Source organism: Aureimonas populi (assembly GCF_017815515.1).
In the GTDB taxonomy this organism is placed as follows: Bacteria; Pseudomonadota; Alphaproteobacteria; order Rhizobiales; family Rhizobiaceae; genus Aureimonas; species Aureimonas populi.
On record NZ_CP072611.1, the window covers coordinates 1,943,138 to 1,969,225 of the forward strand.

Consider the following 26,088-nt stretch of genomic DNA (forward strand, 5'->3'; position numbering starts at 1 on the left):
GCCACCATCTTCGAGCCTCCGGTGCCCACCACGGCCACCGTGGCGGCCGACGGCAATGCGCGCGTCGACCTGGAGCTGATCGCCGATCTCGTCGCGCCCGGCAGCCGGGTCCTGGATGTCGGCTGCGGCGACGGCGCGCTGATGGCGCTTCTCCAGGCACGCCGGGGCGTGGACGCGCGCGGCATGGAGCTGAGCCAGCAGGGCGTCAACGAATGCGTGGCGCGGGGCCTGTCCGTGGTGCAGGGAGACGCGGACCGCGACCTGATCCACTATCCGGACGCGGCCTTCGACTACGTCATCCTGTCGCAGACCATCCAGGCCACGCAAAGCCCCCGCCTCGTCCTTTCCGAGCTGTTGCGCATCGGGCGCCACGCCATCGTCTCCTTCCCCAATTTCGGCTACTGGTCCGTTCGCCTCTCGCTCCTGGCCAAGGGCCGGATGCCGGTGACGCGCAACCTTGCCTATTCGTGGTACGACACGCCCAATATCCACTTCTGCACCATCCAGGACTTCGTGGACCTCACCCGCGAGCTGGGCGCCAGCGTGGAAAGCGCCGTGGCGCTGAACGCGCAAGGGGGCAAGATGGGCATGAACCTGCCCTGGGCGCTGTGGAACCTGTTCGGCCAGCAGGCCGTGTTCGTCCTGAGGAAGTAGGCCGCCATGCTCGCGACGTGCCTCGGCCTTAAGCCGGCATCCGTTCGAACCGTGAAAAGGAAGTCCGCGATGCGCAAACGGCACCGCTTTGCCCTCGTCTGTGCCGTGTTCCTCGCCGTTCCGGCGCTGGTGGGCGCGCATATGGGCGTCCAGCAGCTCCTGGGGAACTTCCACGAGGTGATTCCCGGCGAGTTCTACCGCTCCTCCCAACCCGATGCCGGGGAGGTGGCGGAGTATGTGGAGCGCTACGGCATCCGGACCATCGTCAATCTGCGCGATGAGGAGCCGGACGAGGAGATGCGCGGCGCGCGCGAGGCCGCCACGCGGCTGGGCGTCGAGACCATCGACTATCCCATGTCCTCGGCGCGCTTCCTCGACCAGCCGAAGGCCGAGGAACTGGCGCAGCTCCTGCGCGACGTTCCCAAGCCTGTCCTCGTCCATTGCGACCACGGCTCGAATCGCACGGGGCTGGCCTCGGCCATCTATGTCGGTGCGGTGGCGGAGGGCTCCGAGCTTCAGGCCGAGTTCCAGATTTCGCCCTATTACGGGCATGTGCCGATCCCCGGCATCGGCCGCTACGAGATGTACCGCTCCTGGGACGCGTTCGAGGAGACGATCGGGTTCTGAAACATCGGGCGGCGGACAGCACGCAGGGCAGGCCCGAAGGGCGCGGGCGAATCTGCATCCTGTTCGTCGTTTGACGCTTCGCGATTGAGCGCCGCGCCCTGCGGCACCAATGCCGGCTTGGCGAGGCGGATGCGCGCCTGCGCCCGCTTCTCCACCGGAATGCCGCGATAGAGCAGCTTCGTCGCCTCGATCACGATGACGCCGGCAAAAAGCGGCCAGAACCGCCGCCCCGCCGTTTCCATCGGGCCGGCGAGCCTCAACAGGCTCGCGCGCCGGAAGGGGGGAAAGAGCAGCGCCTCCGAGAAGCCGGAGGTGGTGAACATCGCCTCGCGCAAGAGGCGCGTCGCCTGCCCGCGAGACCAGGGGCGGCCGGAGCCGAAGGGCGTGCGGTCGAGCCGCGTCCACAGGCCCCGCCGGTTCGGCACCACCAGCACCAGCCGCCCGCCGGGCGCCAGCACGCGCCATGTCTCGGCCAGCATGCGCGCGGGGTCGGCGGAGAATTCCAGCGCATGGACCATCAGCACCCGGTCGATGGAGGCGTCCGCCAGCGGCAGGTCGTCCTCCTCCACCATCGCGGTGGCGGGCGCGCCCGCGTAGGGCCAGCGCATGGCCCCCTGCGCCGCCGGCATGAAGGCGAGCGTCGATTCGGCGTCGGCCATCAGCCGGTCGAGAATGGGCGGCGCATAGCCCAGCCCCACCAGCCGCTCCTGCGGGATGGGCCGCCACAGCGGCGAGAGCGCCAGCCCCAGCGAGCGCGCCACGGCCTGCCCGAGGCGCGTGGCGTAGAAATCGCGCAGATCGACGATGTCCGCGTTGGTTCCGAAGGGGAGGGGTGCCATGTTCACGGCGCCAGACTACAACCTTGAGTGCGCGGGCGGAACCCGTGAGGCCGCGTGGCCCCTCCGGTGCCACGCGCTATAATGGTCCGGTAGGAACCGATGCACAGGAGGGGCCGCCCATGGGCGAGATCGAGATCCGCCAGTTCACCTGCCACAGCGACAATTTCGGCGTTCTGGTGCACGAGCCGGCCAGCGGCGTGACCTTCAGCGTGGACGCGCCCCAGGAGGGGCCGATCCTCGCCGCGCTGGAGCACGAGGGCTGGCGCCTCACCCATATCCTGACCACGCACCACCATCGCGACCATGTCGAGGCCAACGAGGCGCTGAAGACGCGATTCGGGGTCGAGATCATCGGCCCGGAGAAGGAGAAGGACCGCATCCCCGGCATCGACCGCGGCGTGTCGGGCGGCGAGGCCTTCCATGTCGGGGGCATCCGCGTGGAGGTGATCGATACGCCCGGCCATACGCTGGGCAGCGTGTCCTATTACCTGCCGCAGGCCGAGGCGCTGTTCGCCGGCGACGCGCTCTTCTCCATGGGATGCGGCCGGCTTCTGGAAGGCACCCCCGCCATGCTCTGGGAAAGCCTGAAGCGCCTGCGCGAGCTGCCCGAGACGACCATGCTCTATTGCGGGCACGAATACACGGCCAAGAACGCGGCCTTCGCGGTGGAGGTCGATCCGGGCAACACGCGCCTTCGCGAGCGGGTGCGGCAGGTGGAGGATCTGCGCGTCGCCCACAAGGCGACGCTGCCGGTCAGCCTCAAGAAGGAGAAGCGCACCAACCCTTTCCTGCGCGCCGACGACCCGGAGCTGGCGAGCGCCTTCGGCATGGAGGGCGCAAACGCGCAGGAAATCTTCGCCGCCCTCCGCGGCAAGCGCGACGGCTTTTGACCGCTACCGCGCGCCGAAGCGCGTCGCGGTGAGGGAGAGCGGTCCGATCTGGGTGGGAACGCGGGCATAGACAGGCGCGAAGATGCCCGTCTCCCCCAGCGGGGCGAACCAGAGCTGGATGGTCTGGCCCTGCAGGAAGTTGAGCCCCTTCGAGCCCCGCCGGTAGCCGGAGACGGGCGCGATCCGCGCATGGCAGACCACGGCCTGCCCGGAGAAGCCGGTGGCCGAGAAACGGCGCGTGCCGGCCGGCGAAAGCCGCAGGTCGAGCCGCGACCAGCCATCGTAGAGGGGCAGGGAGCGGTTGCAGACCTCGCTGGCCTCGGCGCGGATCATCACGCCGCTCAGCGGGTCCACCACCGAGCGCAGATGCCCCTGCGCGACAGGCACGTAATCGGTCGGGCGCGGGCCCTCGCGCTGCGGCGCGACGGTGGAGGAGCGCACGCGCCCGCCGCTCATGCGCACGTCGCTCGACCAGCTTCGCCCGTCGCTCGTATAGGCCAGGCGGTAGCGCTCGGCCTGGAGCGCGCCGCCCCGGATGCGCCCGGCCACCGAACTCGTTCCGTCCGTGCGCGACACGAGGCTGCCGAGGCCCGAGGAGCCGAGCGTGCCCGAGACCGAATAGTCGCCCCGCCCGATGCTCGTCTGGAAGGAGGCGCGCCCGATCGGAATCCCGATCAGCGAGACCACATAATCGCTCGAGAAGGACTGTGCCCCGGCAGCCTGCGGCATGGCGAGCCCGAGGAGAAAGGCGAGCAGGAGAATCGGGCGGGCGTTGAGCAAGGGCGCGTGTCCGGCTGGAGGCTTGGAGCGGCATCTTAGATGGATTTGCGTCTTCCCCACCAGCCCGGCCGAACTGCGACGCGCCCGCTCCCGCGCGGTCACGTTCGCGTGGTCGGGGGCGCCGGGTTGACGGGGCGGGGCGGGGAGACTATAGGGTCCGCTGAATTCCAAGGATCACGCCCCGGGGCCGTTGATCGCGCCGTCTTTGAAGAACGGCGGCGCGCTGGCCGGGGCTTATGGCAGTTTGAAAGGTGATTCCATGTCGCGCGCTTGCGAACTGACCGGCAAGGCCGTCCAGACCGGGAACAATGTCAGCCACGCGAACAACAAGACGCGTCGCCGTTTCCTGCCGAACCTGTGCAATGTCACGCTGATCTCCGATGCCCTCGGCCAGCGCTACCGCCTGCGCATCTCGGCCTACGCCCTGCGCTCGGTGGAGCATCGCGGCGGCCTCGACGCCTTCCTGACCAAGGCGAAGGAGGGCGAGCTGTCGCAGCGCGCCCGTCTCCTGAAGCGCCAGATCGCCAAGAAGGTGGCCGCTTCCGACGAGGGCGCCGCCGCCGCGCAGTAAGCGCCGGGCCGGGCGTGCGCGCCCCGGACCCATGAATTCTTCGGCTCCGCGCCTGTCGCGGAGCCGTTTTTGTGAGAAGGGTGCGAATTCTCGTGCCCGCCGCTGGTGCCATACCCCAGCCTAAAAAAATGGAATATCGCGACGATGACCCGATTCGGCGCCTATATCGTGCCCGTTCTCGCCATGACGATCATCGTCCTGATGGCGAATGTGGCGGTGCAATTCCCGCTTCAGGGGCAACTCGGGCCGCTGATGCTGGCCGACCTGCTCACCTGGGGCGCCTTCGTCTATCCCTTCGCCTTCATCGTCACCGACATCAACAACCGCCTGTTCGGGCCCCGGATGGCGCGCCGCGTGGTCTATCTCGGCTTCATACTGGCGATCCTCTCCTCCATCATCTTCCCGCCGATCCTGCATTCCTTCGGCTTCCTGGAATACGAGACCACCGGTGCGCGCCTCCTGCGCGTCGCGCTCGCCTCGGGCACGGCCTTCCTGCTCGCGCAACTCATGGACATCGTCGTCTTCAACCGGCTGCGGCGGCTGAGCTGGTGGAAGGCGCCCTTCGCCTCGGGCATCGTGGGGTCGATCATCGACACCTTCCTCTTCTTCTCCATCGCCTTCGCGCCGCTCTTCCTGCTCCTGGGCCCGAACGAGCCCTTCGCGCTGGAAGCCGCCCCGCTTCTGGGCCTGATGGATACGCAGGCCCCGCGCTGGGTCTCCTGGGCGCTCGGCGATTTCGCGGTGAAGCTGTTGATCGCGATCTTCGGCCTCGTGCCCTATCGCATCGTCGTGGGCGCCTTCATCCCCTTCCGGGACCAGCCGGCGCGCGCCTGAGTCGGGCCGAGCGAAGAGGGCTCAGCCCGAAACCTCGACCTCGTCCTCGACGAGGCGGAACTCCAGATAGAGATTGCGCTGGAAGAACGAGGCGTTGTCGTCCGAGACGATGGAGAGGATCGTTTCCCCCGCCTCGTTCACGAAGACGTCCAGCCCTTCCATGTTGTCGATCTCGTGGCCGAGGTCCGCTTCCATGATGACCGGGCCGTCGACCAGCGCGCCGACGCGGATCGCCTCGCCCGCGATGCGGCGAAGGCGCATGCCGAGGCGCCCGAAGCCCTCGTAGCGCCGCTCCAGCAGAAGCAGGTCGCCGCCGGGCAGGAAGGCGCCGTCGGTCGCGTGCCATGGCGGCTGCCGCTTCACGGTGAAGAGGCCGCCGGCGGGGCCGAGAAGGGCGGCGAAGAGATTGCCCTCCTTGTCGATCGACTGTTCGGCCACGGTGATCGCCCTCCCGTCCGGCGCGACCGCGACGGTCTCCAGCCCGGCATTGGAGCGCAGCTCGTGGCGGGGGATGGGCTGGGCGACGGGAGTCGGCAGGGCCGTGAGCGGTTCGGCCGCGTCGAAGGCCTCGATCCGGTGGTTCTGCTCGAAGGAGACGAGCACGCGGCTCCCGTCCAGGGCCAGGCCCTCGGCATCCGCGCGGCCCTTGGAGCGATAGGCCTGCCCCTGCGGATCGAGGATGGGGGCGATCCGCGCCTCCTCCATGCCGACGGGGCGCCCCTCGCCGTCGCGCAGGATGCGCCCCTCGAACCACCATCCGGTATCGGTGACGGCCAGGAAGCGCGATCCGCCACCCTCCCGGAAGCGGAAGCCCGAAACGCCCGCCAGGCGCCTGTCGGAGGCCCGGAAGGAAAAGCCGCCCACGAAGTCCAGCCCGCCGAACCGGCTCTGCGAGGAGCCGACCGCGAAGGCCTCGATGGCGCGGGCGGTGATCTCGACCGGGCGGATGTCGGCGGCCAGCGCGGGCGGGCAGAGGCTCGTGGCGAGGACGAGCGCGAGAAGCCGCCTCAACGCCGGCCCGCCACGCGCCGCGCGGGCGCGGCCCCCTCGTCCTCGAACAGGGCGGCGAGCTGCTCGGTCAGCGCCCCCGCCAGCTCCTCCGCGTCGATCAGCGTCACGGCGCGGCGGTAGTAGCGCGTCACGTCGTGGCCGATGCCCACGGCGATCAGTTCCACGGGCGAGCGGGTCTCGATCTCCTCGATCACCGCGCGCAGATGCCGTTCCAGATAATTGCCGGGATTCACCGAAAGCGTCGAATCGTCCACCGGCGCGCCGTCCGAGATCATCATCAAAATCTTGCGCTGCTCGGAGCGGGCCAGCAGCCGGTTGTGCGCCCACAGCAGCGCCTCGCCGTCGATATTCTCCTTCAGGAGGCCCTCGCGCATCATCAGGCCGAGATTGCGCCGCGCGCGGCGCCATGGCGCGTCCGCGCTCTTGTAGATGATATGGCGCACGTCGTTGAGCCGGCCGGGGCGCTGCGGCTTGCCGGCCTTCAGCCAGGCCTCGCGCGACTGGCCGCCCTTCCAGGCGCGCGTGGTGAAGCCGAGCACCTCCACCTTCACGCCGCAGCGCTCCAGCGTGCGCGCCAGGATATCGGCGCAGGTGGCCGCCACCGTGATGGGCCGCCCGCGCATGGAGCCGGAATTGTCGATCAGAAGGGTGACGACCGTGTCGCGGAAGGCCGTGTCGCGCTCCATCTTGAAGGAGAGCGGCTGCATGGGGTCGATCACGAGGCGCGTCAGGCGCGCCGTGTCGAGATAGCCCTCCTCCAGGTCGAAGTCCCAGGAGCGGTTCTGCTGGGCCATGAGCCGGCGCTGGAGGCGGTTGGCAAGCCGCCCGACGACACCCTGGAGCGAGGTGAGCTGCTTGTCGAGGAAGGCGCGCAGCCGGTCCAGCTCGGCCTCGTCGCACAGATCCTCGGCGCCCACCGTCTCGTCGAAGGCACGGCTGAAGATCGCATAGTCCGGATCGACCATCGGCGAGGGCGAAGCCTGGCCGGCGCGGCGCGATTCGGCCGGGTTCTGCGAATCGGGACTGTCGTCCTCGCTCTCCTCCTCGGCCGTGGCCTCGGAGGTCTCGGCCTCGGCGCTCTCCTCGCTGTCGCCCTCGCTTTCGGATTCGGCCGCCTCGGCCTCGTCCTCGCCGGCTTCCTTCTCCGCGCCGCCCTCCTCGTTGTCGCGGTTCTGGCGGTCGCCGGCCTCCTCGTCCTCGGCCTCCTCGTCCTGGTTCTCCTGCGCCAGCTCCTCGGCCATGTCCATGGAGGTCAGGAGGTCGCGCACGGCGCGGGCGAAGGCGCGCTGGTCCTCCAGCTCGCCGGTCAGCCGGTCCAGCCGGTCGCCGGCCTTCTCCTCGATCCAGTCGCGCCAGACCTCCACGAGGGCGCGGGCGCTGGGGGGCACGGCGCGCCCGGTCAGCTTCTCGCGCACCATCAGCGCCACCGCGTCCTCCAGCGGCGCCTCGGCCTTGTCCGTCACGTCCGAAAGGTCGGAGCGCAGATATTTGTCCTCCAGCATGGAGGCCAGATTGTCGCCCACGCCCGTCATGGCATTGGCGCCGATGGCCTCGCAGCGCGCCTGCTCCACCGCGTCGAAGATGGCGCGGGCCCCGCGCCCCTCGGGCGAGAGCGTGGCGTGGATGCGCGAATCGTGGCGCGCCCGGCGCAGCGCCATCGCGTCGCCCAGGCCGCGCGTGACGGCGACGTCGTTCTTCGTGGCGCGCTTGGGCAGTTCGGGCAGGCGGGCGCGCTGGCCCGCCAGGCCGGGGCGCTCGTTGGCGAAGACGACTTCCAGCTCGCTTTCGCCGGCGATGGCGCGCATGCAGGCGGCGAGGGAGCGGCGGAAGGGTTCGCGCTCCTGCGCCCTGGCCTTCGCGGCCTTGGAATTATCGCCCACCCGCGCCATGGCAGCCTAGTCCAGCACCATGTTGGCCGAGGATTCGGGCAGCTCCTCGCCGAAGGCGCGCTGGTAGAATTCGGCCACGAGGCCGCGCTCCAGATCGTCGCACTTGTTGAGGAAGGTGAGCCGGAAGGCGAAGCCCACATCGCCGAAGATCTCGGCGTTCTCGGCCCAGGTGATGACCGTTCTGGGGCTCATCACCGTGGAGAGGTCGCCGTTCACGAAGGCTGCGCGCGTCAGATCCGCCACCCGCACCATCTTGGAGACCGTCTGGCGCCCCTCCTTGGTGTCGAAATGCTTGGCCTTGGCCAGGACGATCCCGACCTCGTTGTCGTGCGGCAGGTAGTTGAGCACGGTGACGATGGACCAGCGGTCCATCTGCGCCTGGTTGATCTGCTGCGTGCCGTGATAGAGCCCGGTCGTATCGCCGAGGCCCACCGTGTTGGCCGTGGCGAAGAGGCGGAAGGCCGGGTGCGGGCGGATCACGCGGCTCTGGTCCAAAAGCGTCAGGCGGCCGGAGGATTCCAGCACGCGCTGGATGACGAACATCACGTCCGGCCGGCCCGCATCGTACTCGTCGAAGACGAGGGCGACGTTGTTCTGGTAGGCCCAGGGCAGGATGCCGTCGCGGAATTCCGTGACCTGCATCCCCTCGCGCACGGTGATCGCGTCCTTGCCCACGAGGTCGATGCGGCTGACATGGCTGTCGAGGTTGACGCGCACGCAGGGCCAGTTCAGCCGCGCGGCCACCTGCTCGATATGGGTCGACTTGCCGGTGCCGTGGAAGCCGGACACCATGACGCGCCGGTTCTTGGCGAAGCCCGCCAGGATCGCCAGCGTGGTCTGCTTGTCGAAGAGATAATCCGGGTCGATCTCGGGAACATGGGGGTCGGCCACCGAATAGGCCGGAACCTTGAGATCGCTGTCGAAACCGAAGGTTTCGCGGACGGAGACCATGGCGTCGGGCAGGCCCGCCACTTCCGTTTCCGCTGCACTCATCACACCTCCAGGGGCCGGCGCGCGGGGCGCGGCCGATGCTTGGGACTGGACTTCATTAGACTTCCGCCCGGCCGAACCGGCAAGGCCGGTCGGCGATCAGCAGAAGCCCGACTGCTTCAGCAGCTTGTAGGCCTGGATCACCTCTCGCAAGCGATCTTCCGACCCGCGGTCGCCGCCATTGGCGTCGGGATGATATTGCTTCACGAGGGCCTTATAGCGCACTCGCACCGTCTCACCAGCGGCATTTTGCGGCAAGCCGAGCGTTTCGAGCGCCTTGATCTCCAGAGGGCGCGCCTTGCGCGAGGGGGTGGGCGCGCGCGCCGCACCCTCGCCGAAGATGTCGAAATTGCCGCGATTATGCTTGCTCCAGCGCCTCGGCGGCCCGCTCGGCTTGTCGGCCGGCATCGCGCCGGATGAGTTGGAGCCCATCTTCCAGGTCGGCCGGTGCCCGGTCATCGAGGCCTTGAGATAGGCCTGGATGTCGGTGTCCGGCAGGCCGGAGAAGTAGTTGTAGCTCTTGTTGTAGAGCCGCACGTGGTCGACGCAGAAATGGTAGTAGCGCCCCTCCTGGTCACGGCCGACCGGCGCCTTGTGGGTGCCGGGCAGGTTGCATCCCTCCCATCCGCAGACGGGCGCCTCGGCCTTTTTCGCCGCCTCCCTGTCGGGACGCAGTCGAATGCCGTCGAAATATTTGCTGTCGAGCTTCATCACGGCACCGATTATGGGGCTCGCCCCGAACCCGAACAAGAATTGACAGATGCGAATTGCTCGCCGATGACCGGTCGCGGGAATGCTTCGCAAGGGGCACCTTGTCGAGCAGCCGAAGGAGCCGATTTCATGTCCATCGAAGCCGCGATCCGCCAAAAGCTCGAAGCGGCCTTCGCGCCCGAGGCGCTGGAGGTCCTCAACGAGAGCCATCTGCACGCCGGCCACCACCACGATACGAGCCACCATGCGCCGTTCGACGGCAGCGGCGAGACGCATTTCAGGGTGAAGCTGGTTTCCCCGGCCTTCTCCGGCCGCAGCCGGGTGGAGCGCCACCGCGCCGTCAACGCCGCGCTCGAGGCGGAGCTGAAGGGCGGCGTCCACGCGCTCGCCATCGAGGCGCGCGCCCCCGGCGAGCCCGCCCGGCGGTGAATCCCAGGGCGCGCCGCCATCGGCGCCTGAGGCGGACCCGCTTCGGCCTCGGGCTCGCGCTGACGCTCTCGCTTGCCTTCGCGGCGGGCATGACGGACGCGATCGGCCTCATCCTCGTCGGGCGCTACGTCTCCTTCATGAGCGGCAACACCACGCAGCTCGGCGTCTCGCTGGTGGAGGGCGACGGGGGCTCGGGCCTGTTCCTCGCCGCGATCCTGGCTTGTTTCGTAGCCGGCAACGCTCTCGGCGAGATCGTCATGCGCGCGGCGAACCGCCGTCATTCGGTCCTCCTCACCTGCATCGCCCTCCTGGTCGCCATGCCCGTCTTCCTCGGCGTCATGCCCTGGGCGATCCTGCCGGCGGTGGTGGGCATGGGCATGCTTAATGCGGGGGTGGAGCAGATCGACGGCCACGCCTTCGGCATCACCTTCGTCACCGGCGCCCTGTCACGCTTCGGGCGCGGCCTCGGCCGCCGCCTGATGGGCGACAGGAACGGCGCGTGGCGCTACCAGCTCGTGCCGTGGCTGGGCATGTTCGCGGGGGCGCTGGCGGGGGCGTTCTCCCATGCGGCGCTGGGCCAGAACGCGCTTCTCGCCTCGGCCGGGGCATGCATCCTCCTGGCGCTGGTCAGCCACGCCATCCCCGCCACGTGGCGCCGGGGCTACGTCTCGCCGGCCCGCCCGGCGCGGCGCGGTTGAGGGCAGGCGGCATCCGGTCGAGCGGGTGCACGCGGTTGCCGCGGCGCGGGTGCAGCCGCGCGGGTTCGGTCGCCCTCACCACGAGTCGCGTCGAAGGGCAAGGCGGGGAACAGCGTGCCGCCCGTTCCTCGCCGCTCGACGGCCTCAAGGGGGGAGCATACCGGCAACGGGGCCGCAGGCCGACGCGACGCCCATAGGCCGGACGAAGCCTATCGAGCGTCGATCTCGTCCTTCAGGAAGGCCTCGACCTTCGCCGGGTCCACGTCGTCGCTGACGAAGCTTTGCCCGATGCCCCGTGTCAGGATGAAGGTGAGGCGTCCGCGCTTCACCTTCTTGTCCTGCGCGATCTTGCCCATCAGCGCCTCGCAGGTGAAGCCCGCGCCGGGGATCTGGCCGATGCGCGTGGGAAGCCCCGCCGCCTCCAGATGCGCCGCCGCCCGCGCCGCGTCCTCGGGCGGGCACAGGCCGAGCCGTGCCGAGAAGCGGTGCGCCAGCGCCATGCCGATGGCCACGCCCTCGCCATGCACCAGCCGGGCGGGGTCGTAGGCGACGCCCGCTTCCAGCGCGTGGCCGAAGGTGTGGCCGAGATTGAGGAGGGCGCGCCGGCCGTCCTCGCGCTCGTCTTCCTCCACCACCACGGCCTTGGCGCGGCAGCACTGCGCCACCGCCTCGGCCCGTTGCGCGCCGCCGGCGAAGATCGCCGGGCGGTTCTCCTCCAGCCAGGCGAAGAAGTCCGGCCGGTCGATCAGCCCGTACTTGACCATCTCGGCATAGCCGGCCGCGAACTCACGCGGCGCCAGGGTGTCGAGCACGCTCGTGTCGGCGATGACGAGGTCGGGCTGGTGGAAGACGCCGACAAGGTTCTTGCCGCGCGGCGAGTTGATGCCCGTTTTGCCGCCCACCGAGGAATCGACCTGCGCCAGCAGCGTGGTGGGCACCTGCACGAATCGCATCCCGCGCTTCACGATGCCTGCGGCAAAGCCTGCCAGGTCTCCGATCACCCCGCCGCCGAGCGCGATCACCGCGTCGCCGCGCTCCAGCCGCAGCTCCAGCAGCCGGTCGACCAGCGCCACGAGCTGCTCGAAGCTCTTGGTCCGCTCGCCCGCCGGCAGGACGATGGGCGTGGCCTCCAGCCCGGCCGCCCCGAGCGAGGCCAGGAGCGCGGGAAGATGGAGCCCGGCCACCGTCTCGTCGGTGACGATCGCGGCGCGCGCGCCGGGCAGGCGGCGGGCGATTTCCCGCCCCGCCCCGGCGATCAGGCCGGGGCCGACGAGAATGTCGTAGGACCGGCTTCCGAGCGCGATCCGCACCGTGCGCGGGCTCTCATGCTCCATCGGTCCGGCTCCCTTGTCCCATCGCCGCCAGTTGCTCGACGATCTCCTGCGCGATGACCTCGCGCTTCACGTTGCGCGACTGGACCGTGAGATCGGCCAGGCCGTAGATCGGGTAGCGCTTGTCCATCAGGTCGCGCATCACCGCGCGGGGGTCGTGCGTCTTCAGGAGCGGGCGCCCGGTGCGGCGGCTCACGCGTTCCATCAGGAGGTCGAGATCGGCCTTCAGCCACACCGAGACGGCCCGCTCGCGCAGCCTCTCGCGCGTTTCCTCCCGCATATAGGCACCGCCGCCGGTCGAGATGACGGCCTGCCCCTCCTCGGCCAGGCGCGAGATGACGCGCGCCTCCAGCGCCCGGAACTCCGGCTCGCCATAGGCAGCGAAAAGCTCCGGCACGCTCATGCGCGAGGCCGCCTCGATCTCGTGGTCGCTGTCGTGGAAGGGCAGGGCGAGGACCTGCGCCAGCCGGCGCCCGACCGTGGTCTTGCCCGCGCCCATCAGCCCGACGAGCGCGACGGAGCGGCCGGCGAGCTGCGCGAGAGCCGCCGCAACCGTGTCTTGCGGCGCGTTTGTGGGGGCCGTGGCGGACAAGGAAAAGCCTTCAAGCCGAAAGGATGTGCCGGGGAAACAATAAACCGGCCGCCACGTCAACCCGGCGGCCGGCCGCGCGCCTCTGCGGGCCGTTCCATCTTCCATCGCCGGTTGCGCTTGTCGCCGTCCCCCGCCTGCGTTTAAGAGGTGCGGAAGGGACGCCCGCAGCATCAAGAAGGCATTGGATGCCCACACTCGTTCGTCTCCTGACGGTTCTCGCCATCCTCGGCGCGCTCGTCTTCGCCGTCATGGCCGCGCTCGTCGCCTTCGTCGAGCCGCGGCGCGGCGAGATCAGCTTCGAGGTTCCGGTGGAGGCGCTGCAGGAGCCCGCGCCGGTGCGCCGGATGCCCGAGCGCGCGCCGTGAGCCGGCAGGTCGAGCTTTTCCTGGAGATGATGTCGGCCGAGCGGGGCGCCTCGCTCAACACGCTGGCGGCCTACAGGCGCGATCTGGACGACGCGGCCGGCTTCATGGCGGCGGCGGGCGAAAGCCTCGCCGGCGCCTCCACCGCCACGGTGCGCGCCTATCTCGCAGACCTGGAGCGGCGCGGCTTCGCCCCCTCCAGCCTGCGCCGGCGCATGTCGGCGCTGCGCCAGTTCTTCAAGTTCCTCTATGCCGAGGGCCATCGCGGCGACGATCCGACGACGCCGGTGGAAAGCGCGCGCAAGAGCCGCGCCCTGCCCAGGATCATGAGCGAGGAGGAGGCGGGGCGCCTTCTCGACCGCGCCGAGGCGGAGGCCGCCGATCCCGCCCTGTCGCCCGGCGCGCTGGCCAGGGCGCGCCGCCTCCATGCGCTGGTCGAGCTTCTCTACGCCACGGGCCTGCGCGTTTCCGAGCTCGTCTCGCTGCCGCGCTCGGTCCTGCGGGCCAGGGCGCGCGCCATCGTGGTGCGCGGCAAGGGCGGCAAGGAGCGCATGGTGCCGATCGGCGAGCGGGCGCGCGACGCGCTCCTCGCCTTCGCCGAGGCGGCGCGGGCCGCCGGCAGCGCTCCGGGCGAGGCGTGGCTGTTCCCGGCCCTGTCGGAAAGCGGCCACCTGACCCGCCAGGCCTTCGCCCGCGACCTGAAGGGCCTTGCCGCGCGGGCGGGGCTCTCGCCCGGCAAGATCTCCCCGCACGTGCTGCGCCACGCCTTCGCCAGCCATCTCCTGCAGAACGGCGCGGACCTGCGCGCGGTGCAGGAACTGCTGGGCCACGCCGACATCTCCACCACGCAGATCTACACGCATGTGCTGGAAGAGCGGCTCGTTCGGCTCGTCACGGACCACCATCCCCTGTCGGAGCTTTCGCGCGACTGAGCGCGCTTCCTTGACATCGCGAGGCGGGATGGCCAGTTTGCGCGCCACATCGACGGGCGGGGCCGAACACTCGCCGAAAGGACGGCGACAGGCCGCTGACGGATGCATAATTATCTCGACTTCGAAAAGCCGGTCGCGGACCTGGACAGCCAGATCCTGGAACTGAAGAAGATCGGCGGCGACAAGGACAGCCTCGATGTGTCCGAGGACATCACGCGGCTGGAGAAGCGCTCGCACGACGCGCTGGTCGATCTCTACAAGAAGCTGAACCCCTGGCAGAAGACGCAGGTGGCGCGCCATCCGGACCGCCCGCATTGCGTGGACTATCTGGCCCGGCTCGTCACCGACTTCACCCCGCTGGCGGGCGATCGCTACTTTGCCGAGGATCACGCCGTGATCGCCGGATTCGGGCGCTTCGACGGGGAGGCGGTGGCGGTGATCGGCCAGGAGAAGGGCGCCGACACGCAGACGCGCCTGAAGCACAATTTCGGCATGGCGCGGCCCGAGGGCTACCGCAAGGCGGTGCGCATCATGGAGATGGCCGACCGCTTCTCCATCCCCGTCCTGACCCTCGTCGACACGGCCGGCGCCTATCCGGGCATCGGCGCGGAGGAGCGCGGGCAGGCCGAGGCCATCGCCCGCTCGACGCAGACCTGCCTGTCGCTCAAGGTGCCGCTCGTCTCCCTGGTGATCGGCGAGGGCGGATCGGGCGGGGCCATCGCCATCGCCGCCGCCAACCGCGTCCTCATGCTGGAGCACGCGATCTACTCCGTCATCTCGCCCGAGGCCGGCGCGTCCATCCTCTGGCGCGATTCGACGCGGGCCAAGGACGTGGCGCAGGCGATGAAGATCACCGCGCAGGACCTCAGGAGCTTCGGCATCATCGACGAGATCGTGCAGGAGCCGGTCGGCGGCGCGCACCGCGACCCGCAGGCGGCGATCGACGCGGCGGGCGAGGCGATCCGCCAGGCGCTGGCCGGCATGGGCGGCATGGGCGGCGAGGAACTGCGGCGTGAACGGCGCCAGAAATTCCTCGACATGGGACGCACGCTGCACGCGTAGGAGACGATTTTCCTCCCGCTGCGGCCGTTTGGCCACAGATACGCCCTTCTCTTCCTGCCATTCCCCTGCGAGAGTTCGGCGCTGCCCTGACGGGGAAGCGCAGCCGGGAAAGCGAATTTCCGTCGCGTCGTTAACCTCCGCGAAAGGATAGCGGCGCGAAAAGAGGGGTGGAATGGCGGTTGGCGCGCGAGCGCCGCCCGCCGGACCGGACGATCCGGCCAGGGCCGGCTTCGATGCGTCGCCAGCGGATTGCGGACAGGCTCCGCGGCCCTTGGTGGAAGAGGGGATGGAATTCATGTCGCTCCAGCGTCTTGCGGCGGCCGCCTGCCTTGCCATCAGCCTTTCCGCGCTCGCCGCCTGCCAGCCGGGCGACGGCCTGGGCGACCTGATGGGCGCCAACGCGCCCCTGCCGCCCAAGCTGGTGCAGGCGATCAAGGCCAACGACATGGGCGTGAACTCGCCCATGCTGGTGCGCCTGTTCAAGGAGGAGTCGGAGCTGGAGGTCTGGAAGCAGACCGGCGACGGGTCCTACGCGCTCCTGAAGACCTATCCGATCTGCGCCTGGTCCGGAAAGCTCGGCCCCAAGCGGGCCGAAGGCGACCGTCAGGCGCCCGAGGGCTTCTACAACATCACCCCGGCGCACCTGAACCCGAACTCGCAGCACCATCTGGCCGTGAACATCGGCTATCCCAACGCCTACGACCAGGCGAACGGCTTCACCGGCTCGCATCTGATGATCCACGGCTCGTGCAACTCCTCGGGCTGCTACGCGATGGACAACCACCAGATCGAGGAGATCTACGCGCTCGCCCGCCATGCCTTCCAGGGCGGCCAGCGCAACTTCCAGTTCCAGGCCTACCCCTTCCGCATGACGCCGCAGAACATGGCGCGCCACTCCAACAACTCCTATGCGCCCTTCTGGCGGATGCTCAAGCAGGGCTATGACCGCTTCGAAGTGACCAGGCGCCCGGTGGCGGTGGATGTGTGCGAGAAGCGATATGTCTTCGACGCGGCGCTGGGCGACGGGCGCACGCTGACACCCGAGGGCGCCTGCCCGCCCATCGAGGAGCCGGCGGCGGTGGCCGCCAAGCGCCTTGCCGACGAGGCCGCCGAAAAGGCCCTGATCGCGCGCATGAACCCGAGCGATTTCGCCACCGTCTCCACCTTCACCTACCGCACCGGCTCGCCCATCTCGGCCGAGGCCTATGCGCAGGAGCAGAACCGGCGCCCCGGCTACGACCGCCTCGGCAACCGCGTCGACGCGCAGACTTCCGCCTTCCGCTCCCTGCTCGCTCCACGCTGAGGCGCCGCCTTCGATAGCGCGCGAGCGCGTTTCCGCGCCGCTTTCGCGGCCGGATCGGTGAGGGATGGTGCCGTTCCCAAGAGGAACGGGCGGTGGAGCGCCGGAGGCTCGCCTCCGATTGGTATTTTATATGTGGCTCGCCTCCGGCGCCCCACGCGGCGTCTTCCAGACCCTGCGAAGGGTGCCAGCCTCCGCTCCGCTTCCCGGTCCGCGCCTGTCCAACGCCGGAACCTCGGCCCGATCTCCACCCCAGCTCTCACCACGGGGCGGTTGGGCTGTCTCCGGTTCCGCGCGGCGCCCCGTGACTTGGGGCCCCTCTCCTGGTGGAGGGACGCCCGGCCTGCGAGGGTCCGTCCGGGTCGCCGCCCCTCCCGGAAGAGGCCGCGCCGCGAACGCCGCCCGCCGGCCCGCGAACGATCCCGGTGATCATTCGCGCCCATCCGCGGGCCGGCGGTGGGAGGAGTATGGGGCGTTGCGGAGATGGGGGGAAAGATCGCGCGGGAATCGGCCGGCGGTTGCGTCCTGCGCCTCGCCCGTACGCCCATCCTCACCTCACCTCACCTCACCTCACCTCACCTCACCTCACCTCACCCTCATCCTGAGCCTGTCGAAGGACGAGGGTGGGCGGCACGATCGCTGCACCAAGCGCCCCCCGTCCTTCGACAGGCTCAGGATGAGGGGCTATGCGGACGGCTCAGGATGAGGGGCGGTGCGATGGGCTCAGGATGAGGGGCTATGCGGAGGGCCCTGGTGAGGGGCGGTGCGATGGGCTCGGGGTGAGCGGCTATACGGAGGGCTCAGGATGAGAGGCTGCTGGAAAGCCCGAATTCAGACTGAGGCTAAAGCTCCGGGCCGGGCTCAGGCCGAGGCTCCTCATCGAGTTCAGGGGGCAACTCGGGATGGGGTGGAGAAAGCTCATTATGCGAGGGAGGCGAAGGGAGACGGCCAGGGATGGGCGGGAGGGGCACAGGCTGGGCAGGGGGCCGAGCCGTCCGCGAGCGCGAGAGTGTGGGCAGGCGATGGTAGTGGCCGGCGATCAGCGCTTCCTTCTTGGCTCTCGACCAGCCCTTGATCTGCGGGCGATGGCGTCGAGAAGCCGGTCGTAGGTCTCGGTGAAGACGAGCGTGACCGGGCGACGGGGCTTGGTGAAGCCGTCGAGGATGCCCTCATCGTGCTCCCAGAGGCGGGCTTCCACGGGTTGTTTCGTCAGACCGGTGTAGTAGGCGCCGTCCGCGCATCGCAGGATGTAGACGGTTGCTTCCATGGCGCGCTCCGGTGGTGGAGCGAGGATGACATGGCCGCGCACGGGAGGGGAAGAGCCGTCAGAATGCAGGATTCGATGTTGCCCCTTTCCTTATGCGCTTTGCTGGAGCTTTCAGCCTGGGCGCCTTGCCATAGCCGCTCACTGTGAGGGGCTTTGCCTCGCTCCTCATCCTGAGCCCTTCGCGTAGCCCCTCATCCTTCGACAGGCTCAGGATGAGGGTGAGGAGAGGCTCGGGATGGGGGCGAAGAGAGGCGCAGGGTGAGGGCACAGGGGTGCGGGGAAGGGTGACGCAGGGCAAGGGCAGGGCGCGTTGTGATGAGGGAGCGTCAGCGGGCAGAGGCGGAAGATGTGGGGAAGAATCGCCCGAGGGCGTGCTGGATCGCGCCTGTCTCCGTCCATGACGCAAAAAGGCCCGCCGGAGCGCTCCGGCGGGCCTTTGCTTTTCAGGGCCGATGTCTCAGGCCTCCGCGAAGGCGCCGTGGCAGTGTTTGAACTTCTTGCCGGAGCCGCAGGGGCAGGGCTCGTTGCGGGCGACGGGGCCCCAGGTGGCGGGGTCCTGCGGGTCGCGGCCTGTGGGGCGCGAGAGGAAGGGGGTGGCGGGGGGCGGGGCCGGGGGCGACAGCTCGTCCTCGCCGGTGCTGGCGTCCACATGGTGCGCCTGCATGGGAGGAACGGCGGGCGCGGGCTGCTGCTCGGGGCGCACGATCTCCACCCGCGCAAGCTGCTGGGTGACGCGCTCGCGCAGATTGGTGAGCATGGTCTGGAAAAGCTCGAAGGCCTCCGACTTGTACTCGTTCAGCGGATCGCGCTGCGCATAGCCGCGGAAGCCCACGACCGAACGCAGATGGTCGAGATTGACCAGATGCTCGCGCCACAGGCCGTCCAGCGTCTGGAGCACCACCGAACGCTGAACATAGGCCGAGACCTCCGGGCCGAAGCGCTCGCGCTTCTCCTTTGCCGCGGCGTTCGCGGCATCGAGAAGGCGCTGGCGGATGTCGCTGTCGTCGATGCCCTCCTCCTCGGCCCAGGCCACGATGGGCAGGTCGAGATTGAGGATATCGCGCACGTCCTGCGCCAGCTCCGCCGATTCCCACTGCTCGGGATAGGCCCGCTCGGGAATGCGCTTGGCCACCAGCGCCTCGATGGTCTCCTCGCGCATGTCGTCCACCGACTCGTCCAGCGAGGGAGCGTCCATCAGCTCGATGCGCTGGTCGAAGATGACCCGGCGCTGGTCGTTCATCACGTCGTCGTATTTCAGAAGGTTCTTGCGGATGTCGAAATTGCGGGCCTCGACCTTCTTCTGCGCCTTCTCCAGCGCCTTGTTGATCCATGGATGGACGATGGCCTCGTCCTCCTTCAGGCCGAGCCGCGTCAGCATCGTGTCCATGCGCTCGGACCCGAAGATGCGCATCAAATCGTCCTGGAGGGACAGGTAGAACTTGGAGCGGCCGGGGTCTCCCTGGCGGCCGGAGCGGCCGCGGAGCTGGTTGTCGATGCGCCGCGATTCGTGGCGCTCCGTAGCCAGCACGTAGAGCCCGCCGGCGGCCAGCGCCTCCTCCTTGAGGCGCGCGATGTCGGCCTTGATCGCCTCCACCTTCGCCTCGCGCTCGGGGCCCTCCGGCACGTCCTTCAGCTCGAACTCGACGCGCATGTCCAGATTGCCGCCGAGCTGGATGTCGGTGCCGCGCCCGGCCATGTTGGTGGCGATGGTCACGGCGCCGGGAACGCCGGCCTGGCTGACGATGTAGGCTTCCTGCTCGTGATAGCGGGCGTTCAGCACCTGGAAGTCGGTCATGCCCTCCTGCCGCAGCCGCTCGGCCAGCATCTCTGACTTCTCGATGGAGGTGGTGCCCACCAGGATCGGCTGGCGGCGCGCGCGCGCATCGCGGATCTCGGCGGTGATCGCCTTGAACTTCTCCTCCACCGTCCGGTAGACCTCGTCGTCCTCGTCCTTGCGCTGCACGGGCAGGTTGGTCGGGATCTCGATCACGTCGAGGCGGTAGATGTCGCCGAACTCGGCCGCTTCGGTGTTGGCCGTGCCCGTCATGCCGGCAAGGCGCCGATACATGCGGAAATAGTTCTGGAAGGTGATCGAGGCGAGCGTCTGGTTTTCCGGCTGGATGGTGACGCCTTCCTTGGCCTCCAGCGCCTGGTGCAGCCCCTCGGAGAAGCGGCGGCCCGGCATCATGCGGCCGGTGAACTCGTCGATGATGATCAGCTCGTCGCCGCGAACGATGTAGTCCTTGTCGCGCTGGAACAGCTTGTGGGCCTTCAGCGCGTTGTTGACGTGGTGGACGACGGCCACGTTCTCGATGTCGTAGAGCGAGGCGCCCTGAAGATGGCCGGCGGCGGCCAGCAGCCCCTCCAGCTTCTCCGTGCCCTCCTCGGTGAAGGAGACCTGCTTCTGCTTCTCGTCGATCTCGAAATCTTCGGGCAGGAGCTGGGGAATGAAGGCGTCGATCGTCTTGTAGAGATCGGAGCGGTCGTCGAGCGGGCCGGAGATGATGAGGGGCGTGCGCGCCTCGTCGATCAGGATCGAATCCACCTCGTCGACGATGGCGAAGTGGTGGCCGCGCTGCACCATCTGCGCGCGGTCGTACTTCATGTTGTCGCGCAGATAGTCGAAGCCCAGCTCGTTGTTGGTGGCATAGGTGATGTCGCAGAGATAGGCCTTCCGGCGCTCCTCGTCCGACAGCCCGTGCGTGATGATGCCGACCGACAGGCCGAGGAAATTGTAGAGGCGCCCCATCCACTCCGCGTCGCGGCGGGCGAGATAGTCGTTCACCGTGACGACATGCACGCCGTTGCCCTCCAGCGCGGCGAGATAGACCGCGAGGGTGGCCACCAGCGTCTTGCCCTCGCCGGTGCGCATTTCGGCGATGGAGCCGCCGGCCAGCACCATGCCGCCGATGAGCTGCACGTCGAAATGCCGCATGCCGAGCGCGCGCCGGGCGCCCTCGCGCACGGTGGCGAAGGCGGGAACGAGAAGGTCCTCGATCGTGCGCCCGTTCGCGATCTCCTCGCGGAAACCTTGCGTTCGCGCGCGCAACTCCTCGTCCGAGAGCGCGGAAAGTTCCGGCTCCAGGGCGTTGATCTGGCGCACCCGGGCATCGTAGCGCCGCACCACCCGCGAGTTGGACGAACCGAACAACTTGGCTGCGAGGCCACCGAGACTGACCATTCAAAGGTCCTTCCGTCTAGAGAAAACCCGGCCGGAAAGCGGGTGCGGCCGAGTGTCTGCCCTCTCCCGCCGCTGCCGGCGGGATCGCGTGTTCGACCCTAGCGAGTTGACCGGATGCGGCTGGACTTAGAGAACGGGGGAGAGATAAGAGGGGCCTTTCGCGATGTCAACGTGGCGTCGCGGGCGCGGCGCGCCCACAGGAAAGCCGCAAATCCGGGGCTTTCGTGCCGGCCGAACGCCATGATTCTCGAGCTCAAGGAAGACCGCATGACCTTCCCCCTTCTCTCGCGGGCCCTGGCCGGCACCCTTTTCCTGTCCGCCAGCGTGCTGGCGGTCCAGGCGCAGGAGGCCGCGCCGCCCGCGCCCGAGGTAGCCGAGCCGGCCGCCGCGCCCGCCGATCCGGCCGCCGTGATCGCGCGCGTCGGATCGTCCGAGATCACCGAGGGCGACCTTGCGGCGGCCGCCGCCGACCTCAGCGCCCAGTTCCAGCAACTGCCGCCCGAGCAGCGCCGTGTCGCGCTGCTGGCCGCGCTGGTGGACATCCGCTCCCTGAGCCTTCAGGCCGAGGAGGCCGGGCTCCAGGACGACGCGCTGACCGAGCGCCGCATCGCCTTCCTGCGCGACCGCGCCCTTCACAACGCCTATTTCGAGCGCAACGGCGTGGAGACCATCACCGACGAGGAGCTGCGCGCGCGCTACGACGAGGAAGTGGCCGCGACGGAGCCCGTGGAGGAAGTCCACGCCCGCCACATCCTCGTGCCCACGCGCGAGGAGGCCGAGGCGCTGATCACCGAGCTGGACGGCGGCGCCGAGTTCGAGGCGCTGGCCTCCGAGCACTCCTCCGATCCCGGCAGCGGCCAGCGCGGCGGCGATCTGGGCTTCTTCGGCCCCGGCCAGATGGTGCCGGCCTTCGAGGCCGCCGCCTACGCGCTGGAGCCCGGCAGCTACACGCCCGAACCGGTGGAATCGCAGTTCGGCTGGCACATCATCGAAGTGCTGGAGAAGCGCATGGCCGAGCCGCCGGCCTTCGAGCAGGTGCGCGAGCAGGTGCGCCAGCTCCTGATGCGCGAGAAATACATCGAGCTCGTGGAAGCGGCGCGCGAGAACCTGACGGTCGAGTATCTCGACCCGGAGATGGAGACGCAGATCCGCGCCATGGAGGCCGCCATCGCCGGTGCCGACGCGGAAGGCGCCGGGGAAGCGGCGGCCGACGAGGCGGCGCAGGAGGAAGCGCCCGTGCCGGCGGGCGAGCCCGCCCCGGCCGACTGATCCCGAAAGGCGGCCTCAAAGGCCGCCTTTCGTCCATCCGCCCCGACCCTCCATCCCTTCCTCGAACGAGCATGGCATGAGCGCAGCGATCTCGCCCCTGGCCCCCAGGACCTATGCCGAACTTGCCCCCATTGCCGGCGTGCGCCTCGCCACGGCGGCGGCGGGCATCAAATATGCCGGGCGCACCGACGTGCTGATGATGGTGTTCGACGAGGGCACCAGCGTCGCGGGGGTGTTCACCACCTCCCGATGCCCCTCCGCGCCGGTGGATTTCAGCCGGGAAAGCCTGAAGGGCGGGCGCGCCCGCGCGCTGGTGGTCAATTCCGGCAACGCCAACGCCTTCACCGGCAGGCGCGGCCGCGAATCGACGCGCCTGACCGCCGAGGCCGCCGCCGGGGCGCTCGGCTGCGCCACCGGCGAGGTCTTCCTCGCCTCCACCGGCGTCATCGGCGAGCCGCTGGACGCGGGCAAGTTCTCCGGCCTCCTCGGCGAGATGGCCGCTTCGGCGGACGGCGCCGGCTGGCGCGGGGCGGGCGAGGCCATCATGACCACCGACACCTATCCCAAGCTCGCCACGCGCAACGCGCGGATCGGCGAGGTACAGGTGCGGATCAACGGCATCGCCAAGGGCGCGGGCATGATCGCGCCCGACATGGCGACGATGCTCTCTTTCGTGGCCACCGACGCCGCCATCGCGCCGGGCGCGCTCCAGGCGCTGCTGCGCGAGGCGGTGGCGCCGAGCTTCAATTCGGTGACGGTGGACAGCGACACCTCCACCTCCGACACGCTGCTCCTCTTCGCCACCGGCAAGGCGGGCGGGGAGGTGGTGGAGGACGCGGCCGACCCGCGCCTCGGCGATTTCCGCGCCGCGCTGAACAGCCTCCTCCTCGACCTCGCCCGCCAGGTGGCGCGCGACGGGGAGGGCGCGCGCAAGGAGATCGCCGTGACGGTGGAGGGCGCCGTCAGCGACGCTTCCGCCAAGCGCATCGCCATGTCCATCGCCAACTCGCCCCTGGTCAAGACGGCGGTGGCGGGCGAGGACGCCAATTGGGGCCGCGTCGTCATGGCCGTCGGCAAGGCGGGCGAGCCCGCCGACCGCGACCGCCTCGCCATCTGGTTCGGCGATGTGCGCGTGGCGACGGAAGGCGAGCGCGACCCGGCCTACAGCGAGGCGCAGGCATCGCAGGCCATGCAGGCCGACGAGATCACCATCCGCGTCGAGCTGGGCCTGGGGGACGGGCGCTGGACGGTTTATTCCTGCGATCTTACGAAGGAGTATGTCGCGATCAATGGCGATTACCGAAGCTGAGAGGCTCAAGCAGTTCGCCATCGTGCGGCGGCTGGAGGCGGCCGGCTTCCGGGCATGGCCGGCCGAATCGACGGTCTATGACGGCACCTGGGCCGTGCGGCTGACGCACAGCTTCCCGGCGCGGCGGCTGAACTCGGTCAATCCGCTCGATCCGGCCGACCACGCCGATATCGAGGCGCGGATCGAGCGGGCGCGCGAGCGCTTCGCCGCGCTCGGCCGGCCGCTGATCTTTCGCCAGTCGCCGCTGGCCCCGCCCCGGCTGGTGGAGCATCTGGACCGCACCGGCTGGGGCTATGACAGCGAGACGGCCGTCTTCATCGCCGACCTCGCCTCCATCGACCTCTCGCAAGCCATCGACCGCATCCCCATCCGCGACGGGGAGCGCTATCTGGAAGCGAGCCTGAAAGTGCACGAGCGCCCGCCGGAGCTGCGCGAGGGGCTGTGGCGCATCCTGTCCTCCATCCGCCCGGCGACGGCGTTCTTCGTGCGCGAGAGCACGGAGGGCGAGCCGGTGGCCGTGGCGCTGGCGACGGCCGACAACGATCTGGCGGGCATTCTCGACGTGGCCGTTGTGCCGCAGATGCGCCGGCAGGGGATCGGCCGCGACCTCATCCAGACGGCGCTGCGCCACACGATGCACAAGGGCGCGCGCACGGGCTGGCTCCAGGTGGAGTGCGCCAACACGGCCGGCATCGCGCTCTATCGCGGCCTCGGCTTCCGGGAGGCCTATCGCTACGTCTACCGCATCATGCCCGCCGACGCCTGACCGCCCGAAAGCCGCTTCCCATGCCCGTTTCCCGCCTCCTCCTCGTCGCCGCCTGCGCCCTGCTCGACACGGACAACCGCATTCTCCTGGCCGAGCGGCCGCAGGGCAAGTCGCTGGCGGGGCTGTGGGAGTTTCCCGGCGGCAAGGTGGAGCCTGGCGAGACGCCGGAGGCGACGCTGGTCCGCGAACTGGAGGAGGAGATCGGCATCGTGACGAAGCCGGAGTGCCTGGCCCCGCTCACCTTCGCCAGCCATGCCTATGAGGGCTTCCACCTGCTCATGCCCCTCTATGTCTGCCGCCGCTACGAGGGCATCGCCATGCCGCGCGAGGGCCAGCGGCTGAAATGGGTGCGCGCCGGCCAGTTGCGCGACTACCCCATGCCCCCCGCCGACCTGCCCCTGATTCCGCATCTGGTCGAACTGCTGGGGCGCTGAAGGCGTGTGAGGGGGCGGCCGACGCGATCGGCCCGAAACCCGCATGAGGCGCTCTTAAATCGAATTTTACCCATCCGCGCCATCATGCTGGAAAGCGGCCGCTGCGCGGCGGATGGGGAGCGGAGCGATGGCTGGAAACACGGTGCGCGGCGGGCTGGACACGCTGGTGCAGACGCGCCGGGCCCTGATGCGCGCGGCGGCGATCTTCGGCTCGCTGGCGCTGGTCGTCGTCTTCGTCATCGGCGGAACGATGGAGGAGCGTTCCTCGCGCTTCGCGCACGGCTCCCCCGGCCTCGACGAGATGGCCACCGGCTCCATCGGCCAGGGCGAGCGCTATACGGTGCGCCGTTCGGTGCTTCAGGCGCCGGGCAGCGGCCCCTGCCTCTATTTCCCCGACGGCTCGATACGCGGCGCCTGCTGAGGCGCCAGCGCCTCGGCGAGGCTGGCCTTGGCGCTGCCGGGCCGCAGCGGCTTCTGCTGGCTCTCATGCGGCTTCCAGCCGGACAGGTACACCACATCGAAGGTGGCGCGCACGCGCCCGTCCGGATCGGCGAACCGCTCCGCATAGATCTGCGCCGCGCGCAGGAACAGGCCGCGCGTGGCCGGCCGGCGCGCCCGCGCGTGCAAAATGTTGGCCATGCCCATGGCGCGGATATCCGCCATCAGCTCGAACATGGACGGGTAGCGCACGGTCAGCCGTTCCTGGTCGATGACCGGCAGCGCGAAGCCCGAGCGCTGAAGAAGCGCGCCCGCGTCGCGAAGCTCGATGAAGGGCAGGACGCGCGGCGAGGCGCCGCCCGAAAGCTCGGCCTCTGCCGAGAGCAGCGCCGAGCGCAGCTCCCCCAGCGTCTCGCCGCCGAGGAGGGCGGCGAGGAACAGGCCGTCCGGCTTCAGCGCGCGCCGCGCCTGCGCGAAGACGCCGGGCGTGTCGTTGGTGAGATGCAGCGAGAGATTGGAGGTGAGGAGGTCGAGGCTCGAATCGGCGAAGGGCAGGGCCTCCTCGTCGGCGACGACGCGCCACGCCTCGCCGCCACGCGCCGCGCCCGGCGCATCCATGCGCACGAGTTGGCGCACCTGCCCGCCGGCGGAGAGGCGCCGCGCCAGCTCGCCCCCGTCATGGCCGAGATCGGCGCCCGTCTCGAACACGCGCTGCACGAGGGAAAGGCGCTCGGCCAGCTCCTCGCCCACCCGCTCGGCCAGGAAGGTCGCGCGGCCGGACCGGCCGCGAAGCGCGCGCCTGCGGGCCAGAAGCTGGCGGTCGAACGGCTGGCCGGACGGTTCCAAGGCGAAGTCTCCCTTGCGGCGTTGCGGGCGGGGGCGGCATAATATCGCGTCCGCCCCGCCGCATGTGGGATAGGAC

26 protein-coding genes and 1 pseudogene are annotated in these 26,088 nt (G+C 69.5%); 16 read left to right on the top strand and 11 right to left on the bottom strand.

The window, feature by feature from the left end; translation table 11 throughout:
• Positions 1–39 precede the first annotated feature (39 nt).
• Positions 40–654: a methionine biosynthesis protein MetW gene (gene metW / locus J7654_RS08940; RefSeq protein ID WP_209740371.1), complete on the top strand. Its 615-nt coding sequence runs from the start codon at positions 40–42 to the stop codon at positions 652–654.
• 69 nt (positions 655–723) lie between these two features.
• On the top strand, positions 724–1,281 hold the full coding sequence (locus J7654_RS08945) for a tyrosine-protein phosphatase (protein ID WP_209735578.1): 558 nt from the start codon (positions 724–726) through the stop codon (positions 1,279–1,281).
• Here J7654_RS08945 and J7654_RS08950 read toward each other — a convergent pair.
• Positions 1,230–2,120 carry a class I SAM-dependent methyltransferase gene (locus J7654_RS08950; protein WP_209735579.1) on the bottom strand — a complete coding sequence of 297 codons (891 nt, stop codon included), beginning with the start codon at positions 2,118–2,120 and terminating at the stop codon, positions 1,230–1,232. The two genes, J7654_RS08945 and J7654_RS08950, sit on opposite strands and share 52 nt — an antisense overlap.
• Positions 2,121–2,239: 119 nt before the next feature.
• Here J7654_RS08950 and gloB point away from each other — a divergent pair, with 119 nt between their 5' ends.
• Entirely contained in the window at positions 2,240–3,010 is a 771-nt protein-coding gene (gene gloB, locus J7654_RS08955) for a hydroxyacylglutathione hydrolase (protein ID WP_209735580.1), read from the top strand.
• 3 nt (positions 3,011–3,013) lie between these two features.
• Here gloB and J7654_RS08960 read toward each other — a convergent pair whose 3' ends face one another.
• Positions 3,014–3,790 (bottom strand): DUF3108 domain-containing protein, encoded by a 777-nt coding sequence (locus J7654_RS08960; protein ID WP_245195439.1) that lies wholly within the window; start codon positions 3,788–3,790, stop codon positions 3,014–3,016.
• 259 nt (positions 3,791–4,049) lie between these two features.
• Here J7654_RS08960 and rpmB point away from each other — a divergent pair, with 259 nt between their 5' ends.
• Both rpmB and J7654_RS08970 read left to right on the top strand, forming a co-directional pair.
• On the top strand, positions 4,050–4,361 hold the full coding sequence (gene rpmB / locus J7654_RS08965; RefSeq protein ID WP_209735581.1) for a 50S ribosomal protein L28: 312 nt from the start codon (positions 4,050–4,052) through the stop codon (positions 4,359–4,361).
• A gap of 144 nt (positions 4,362–4,505) precedes the next feature.
• Positions 4,506–5,195: a queuosine precursor transporter gene (locus J7654_RS08970; protein WP_209735582.1), complete on the top strand. Its 690-nt coding sequence runs from the start codon at positions 4,506–4,508 to the stop codon at positions 5,193–5,195.
• 21 nt (positions 5,196–5,216) lie between these two features.
• Here J7654_RS08970 and J7654_RS08975 read toward each other — a convergent pair whose 3' ends face one another.
• The 4 genes from J7654_RS08975 to J7654_RS08990 form a co-directional block, all read right to left on the bottom strand.
• On the bottom strand, positions 5,217–6,206 hold the full coding sequence (locus J7654_RS08975) for an esterase-like activity of phytase family protein (protein ID WP_209735583.1): 990 nt from the start codon (positions 6,204–6,206) through the stop codon (positions 5,217–5,219).
• Entirely contained in the window at positions 6,203–8,095 is a 1,893-nt protein-coding gene (gene cobT / locus J7654_RS08980; RefSeq protein WP_209735584.1) for a cobaltochelatase subunit CobT, read from the bottom strand. Before cobT ends, J7654_RS08975 begins: the two co-directional genes overlap by 4 nt.
• Positions 8,096–8,101: 6 nt before the next feature.
• Positions 8,102–9,088 (bottom strand): cobaltochelatase subunit CobS, encoded by a 987-nt coding sequence (gene cobS, locus J7654_RS08985; RefSeq protein ID WP_209735585.1) that lies wholly within the window; start codon positions 9,086–9,088, stop codon positions 8,102–8,104.
• Between the two features lie 96 nt (positions 9,089–9,184).
• A complete protein-coding gene (locus J7654_RS08990; protein WP_209735586.1) occupies positions 9,185–9,796 on the bottom strand; it encodes a J domain-containing protein in 612 nt (203 codons plus the stop codon).
• A gap of 129 nt (positions 9,797–9,925) precedes the next feature.
• Between J7654_RS08990 and J7654_RS08995 the strand changes: the two genes are divergently transcribed.
• Both J7654_RS08995 and J7654_RS09000 read left to right on the top strand, forming a co-directional pair.
• Positions 9,926–10,225 (top strand): BolA family protein, encoded by a 300-nt coding sequence (locus J7654_RS08995; RefSeq protein WP_209735587.1) that lies wholly within the window; start codon positions 9,926–9,928, stop codon positions 10,223–10,225.
• Positions 10,222–10,923: a YoaK family protein gene (locus J7654_RS09000; protein WP_209735588.1), complete on the top strand. Its 702-nt coding sequence runs from the start codon at positions 10,222–10,224 to the stop codon at positions 10,921–10,923. Before J7654_RS08995 ends, J7654_RS09000 begins: the two co-directional genes overlap by 4 nt.
• A gap of 209 nt (positions 10,924–11,132) precedes the next feature.
• On the opposite strand, the gene aroB is transcribed toward J7654_RS09000, so the two are convergent.
• Together aroB and J7654_RS09010 are read right to left on the bottom strand one after the other, a co-directional pair.
• Positions 11,133–12,257: a 3-dehydroquinate synthase gene (gene aroB, locus J7654_RS09005; RefSeq protein ID WP_209735589.1), complete on the bottom strand. Its 1,125-nt coding sequence runs from the start codon at positions 12,255–12,257 to the stop codon at positions 11,133–11,135.
• Positions 12,247–12,846 (bottom strand): shikimate kinase, encoded by a 600-nt coding sequence (locus J7654_RS09010; RefSeq protein WP_245195440.1) that lies wholly within the window; start codon positions 12,844–12,846, stop codon positions 12,247–12,249. The genes aroB and J7654_RS09010 overlap by 11 nt, the downstream gene beginning before the upstream one ends.
• A 185-nt stretch (positions 12,847–13,031) precedes the next feature.
• Between J7654_RS09010 and J7654_RS09015 the strand changes: the two genes are divergently transcribed.
• From J7654_RS09015 to J7654_RS09030, 4 genes are all read left to right on the top strand, one after another.
• Entirely contained in the window at positions 13,032–13,211 is a 180-nt protein-coding gene (locus tag J7654_RS09015; RefSeq protein WP_209735591.1) for a histidine kinase, read from the top strand.
• Between the two features lie 26 nt (positions 13,212–13,237).
• Entirely contained in the window at positions 13,238–14,140 is a 903-nt protein-coding gene (locus tag J7654_RS09020; RefSeq protein WP_209740376.1) for a site-specific tyrosine recombinase XerD, read from the top strand.
• 102 nt (positions 14,141–14,242) lie between these two features.
• Positions 14,243–15,202: an acetyl-CoA carboxylase carboxyltransferase subunit alpha gene (locus J7654_RS09025; RefSeq protein ID WP_209735592.1), complete on the top strand. Its 960-nt coding sequence runs from the start codon at positions 14,243–14,245 to the stop codon at positions 15,200–15,202.
• A 295-nt stretch (positions 15,203–15,497) separates the two neighbouring features.
• On the top strand, positions 15,498–16,505 hold the full coding sequence (locus J7654_RS09030; protein WP_209735593.1) for a L,D-transpeptidase family protein: 1,008 nt from the start codon (positions 15,498–15,500) through the stop codon (positions 16,503–16,505).
• A 995-nt stretch (positions 16,506–17,500) separates the two neighbouring features.
• Here J7654_RS09030 and J7654_RS18340 read toward each other — a convergent pair.
• Both J7654_RS18340 and secA read right to left on the bottom strand, forming a co-directional pair.
• Positions 17,501–17,769 (bottom strand): annotated as a pseudogene (locus J7654_RS18340) (GIY-YIG nuclease family protein); the annotation flags it as partial.
• Between the two features lie 457 nt (positions 17,770–18,226).
• Positions 18,227–20,950: a preprotein translocase subunit SecA gene (secA, locus tag J7654_RS09040; protein WP_209735594.1), complete on the bottom strand. Its 2,724-nt coding sequence runs from the start codon at positions 20,948–20,950 to the stop codon at positions 18,227–18,229.
• 267 nt (positions 20,951–21,217) lie between these two features.
• Here secA and J7654_RS09045 point away from each other — a divergent pair, with 267 nt between their 5' ends.
• The 5 genes from J7654_RS09045 (at position 21,218) to J7654_RS09065 (ending at position 25,149) form a co-directional block, all read left to right on the top strand.
• Positions 21,218–22,219, top strand: coding sequence for a peptidylprolyl isomerase (locus J7654_RS09045; protein ID WP_209735595.1), 1,002 nt, complete (start codon positions 21,218–21,220; stop codon positions 22,217–22,219).
• A 76-nt stretch (positions 22,220–22,295) separates the two neighbouring features.
• The gene (argJ, locus tag J7654_RS09050; protein WP_209735596.1) at positions 22,296–23,528 is read left to right on the top strand and encodes a bifunctional glutamate N-acetyltransferase/amino-acid acetyltransferase ArgJ; all 1,233 of its coding nucleotides are present in this window, start codon (positions 22,296–22,298) and stop codon (positions 23,526–23,528) included.
• Positions 23,509–24,294 (top strand): GNAT family N-acetyltransferase, encoded by a 786-nt coding sequence (locus J7654_RS09055; protein ID WP_245195441.1) that lies wholly within the window; start codon positions 23,509–23,511, stop codon positions 24,292–24,294. The genes argJ and J7654_RS09055 overlap by 20 nt, the downstream gene beginning before the upstream one ends.
• A 20-nt stretch (positions 24,295–24,314) precedes the next feature.
• A complete protein-coding gene (locus J7654_RS09060; RefSeq protein ID WP_209735598.1) occupies positions 24,315–24,728 on the top strand; it encodes a (deoxy)nucleoside triphosphate pyrophosphohydrolase in 414 nt (137 codons plus the stop codon).
• Positions 24,729–24,855: 127 nt separating this feature from the next.
• Positions 24,856–25,149: a hypothetical protein gene (locus J7654_RS09065; protein WP_209735599.1), complete on the top strand. Its 294-nt coding sequence runs from the start codon at positions 24,856–24,858 to the stop codon at positions 25,147–25,149.
• Here J7654_RS09065 and J7654_RS09070 read toward each other — a convergent pair.
• Complete coding sequence (locus J7654_RS09070) at positions 25,113–26,012, bottom strand: methyltransferase domain-containing protein (RefSeq protein ID WP_209735600.1); 900 nt, start codon at positions 26,010–26,012, stop codon at positions 25,113–25,115. The two genes, J7654_RS09065 and J7654_RS09070, sit on opposite strands and share 37 nt — an antisense overlap.
• Positions 26,013–26,088 lie beyond the last annotated feature (76 nt).

Bases quoted from the DNA above. Each gene is read 5' to 3' on its own strand.
- cobS (WP_209735585.1), bottom strand. From the start codon at position 9,088: ATGAGTGCAGCGGAAACGGAAGTGGCGGGCCTGCCCGACGCCATGGTC.
- aroB (WP_209735589.1), bottom strand. From the start codon at position 12,257: ATGGAGCATGAGAGCCCGCGCACGGTGCGGATCGCGCTCGGAAGCCGG.
- J7654_RS08950 (WP_209735579.1), bottom strand. From the start codon at position 2,120: ATGGCACCCCTCCCCTTCGGAACCAACGCGGACATCGTCGATCTGCGC.
- J7654_RS09060 (WP_209735598.1), top strand. From the start codon at position 24,315: ATGCCCGTTTCCCGCCTCCTCCTCGTCGCCGCCTGCGCCCTGCTCGAC.
- J7654_RS09055 (WP_245195441.1), top strand. From the start codon at position 23,509: ATGGCGATTACCGAAGCTGAGAGGCTCAAGCAGTTCGCCATCGTGCGG.
- J7654_RS08945 (WP_209735578.1), top strand. From the start codon at position 724: ATGCGCAAACGGCACCGCTTTGCCCTCGTCTGTGCCGTGTTCCTCGCC.
- J7654_RS08990 (WP_209735586.1), bottom strand. From the start codon at position 9,796: ATGAAGCTCGACAGCAAATATTTCGACGGCATTCGACTGCGTCCCGAC.
- cobT (WP_209735584.1), bottom strand. From the start codon at position 8,095: ATGGCGCGGGTGGGCGATAATTCCAAGGCCGCGAAGGCCAGGGCGCAG.
- secA (WP_209735594.1), bottom strand. From the start codon at position 20,950: ATGGTCAGTCTCGGTGGCCTCGCAGCCAAGTTGTTCGGTTCGTCCAAC.
- J7654_RS08995 (WP_209735587.1), top strand. From the start codon at position 9,926: ATGTCCATCGAAGCCGCGATCCGCCAAAAGCTCGAAGCGGCCTTCGCG.
- J7654_RS09025 (WP_209735592.1), top strand. From the start codon at position 14,243: ATGCATAATTATCTCGACTTCGAAAAGCCGGTCGCGGACCTGGACAGC.
- J7654_RS09065 (WP_209735599.1), top strand. From the start codon at position 24,856: ATGGCTGGAAACACGGTGCGCGGCGGGCTGGACACGCTGGTGCAGACG.
- J7654_RS09045 (WP_209735595.1), top strand. From the start codon at position 21,218: ATGACCTTCCCCCTTCTCTCGCGGGCCCTGGCCGGCACCCTTTTCCTG.
- J7654_RS08970 (WP_209735582.1), top strand. From the start codon at position 4,506: ATGACCCGATTCGGCGCCTATATCGTGCCCGTTCTCGCCATGACGATC.
- argJ (WP_209735596.1), top strand. From the start codon at position 22,296: ATGAGCGCAGCGATCTCGCCCCTGGCCCCCAGGACCTATGCCGAACTT.
- J7654_RS09030 (WP_209735593.1), top strand. From the start codon at position 15,498: ATGTCGCTCCAGCGTCTTGCGGCGGCCGCCTGCCTTGCCATCAGCCTT.
- gloB (WP_209735580.1), top strand. From the start codon at position 2,240: ATGGGCGAGATCGAGATCCGCCAGTTCACCTGCCACAGCGACAATTTC.
- J7654_RS09015 (WP_209735591.1), top strand. From the start codon at position 13,032: ATGCCCACACTCGTTCGTCTCCTGACGGTTCTCGCCATCCTCGGCGCG.
- rpmB (WP_209735581.1), top strand. From the start codon at position 4,050: ATGTCGCGCGCTTGCGAACTGACCGGCAAGGCCGTCCAGACCGGGAAC.
- J7654_RS09020 (WP_209740376.1), top strand. From the start codon at position 13,238: ATGATGTCGGCCGAGCGGGGCGCCTCGCTCAACACGCTGGCGGCCTAC.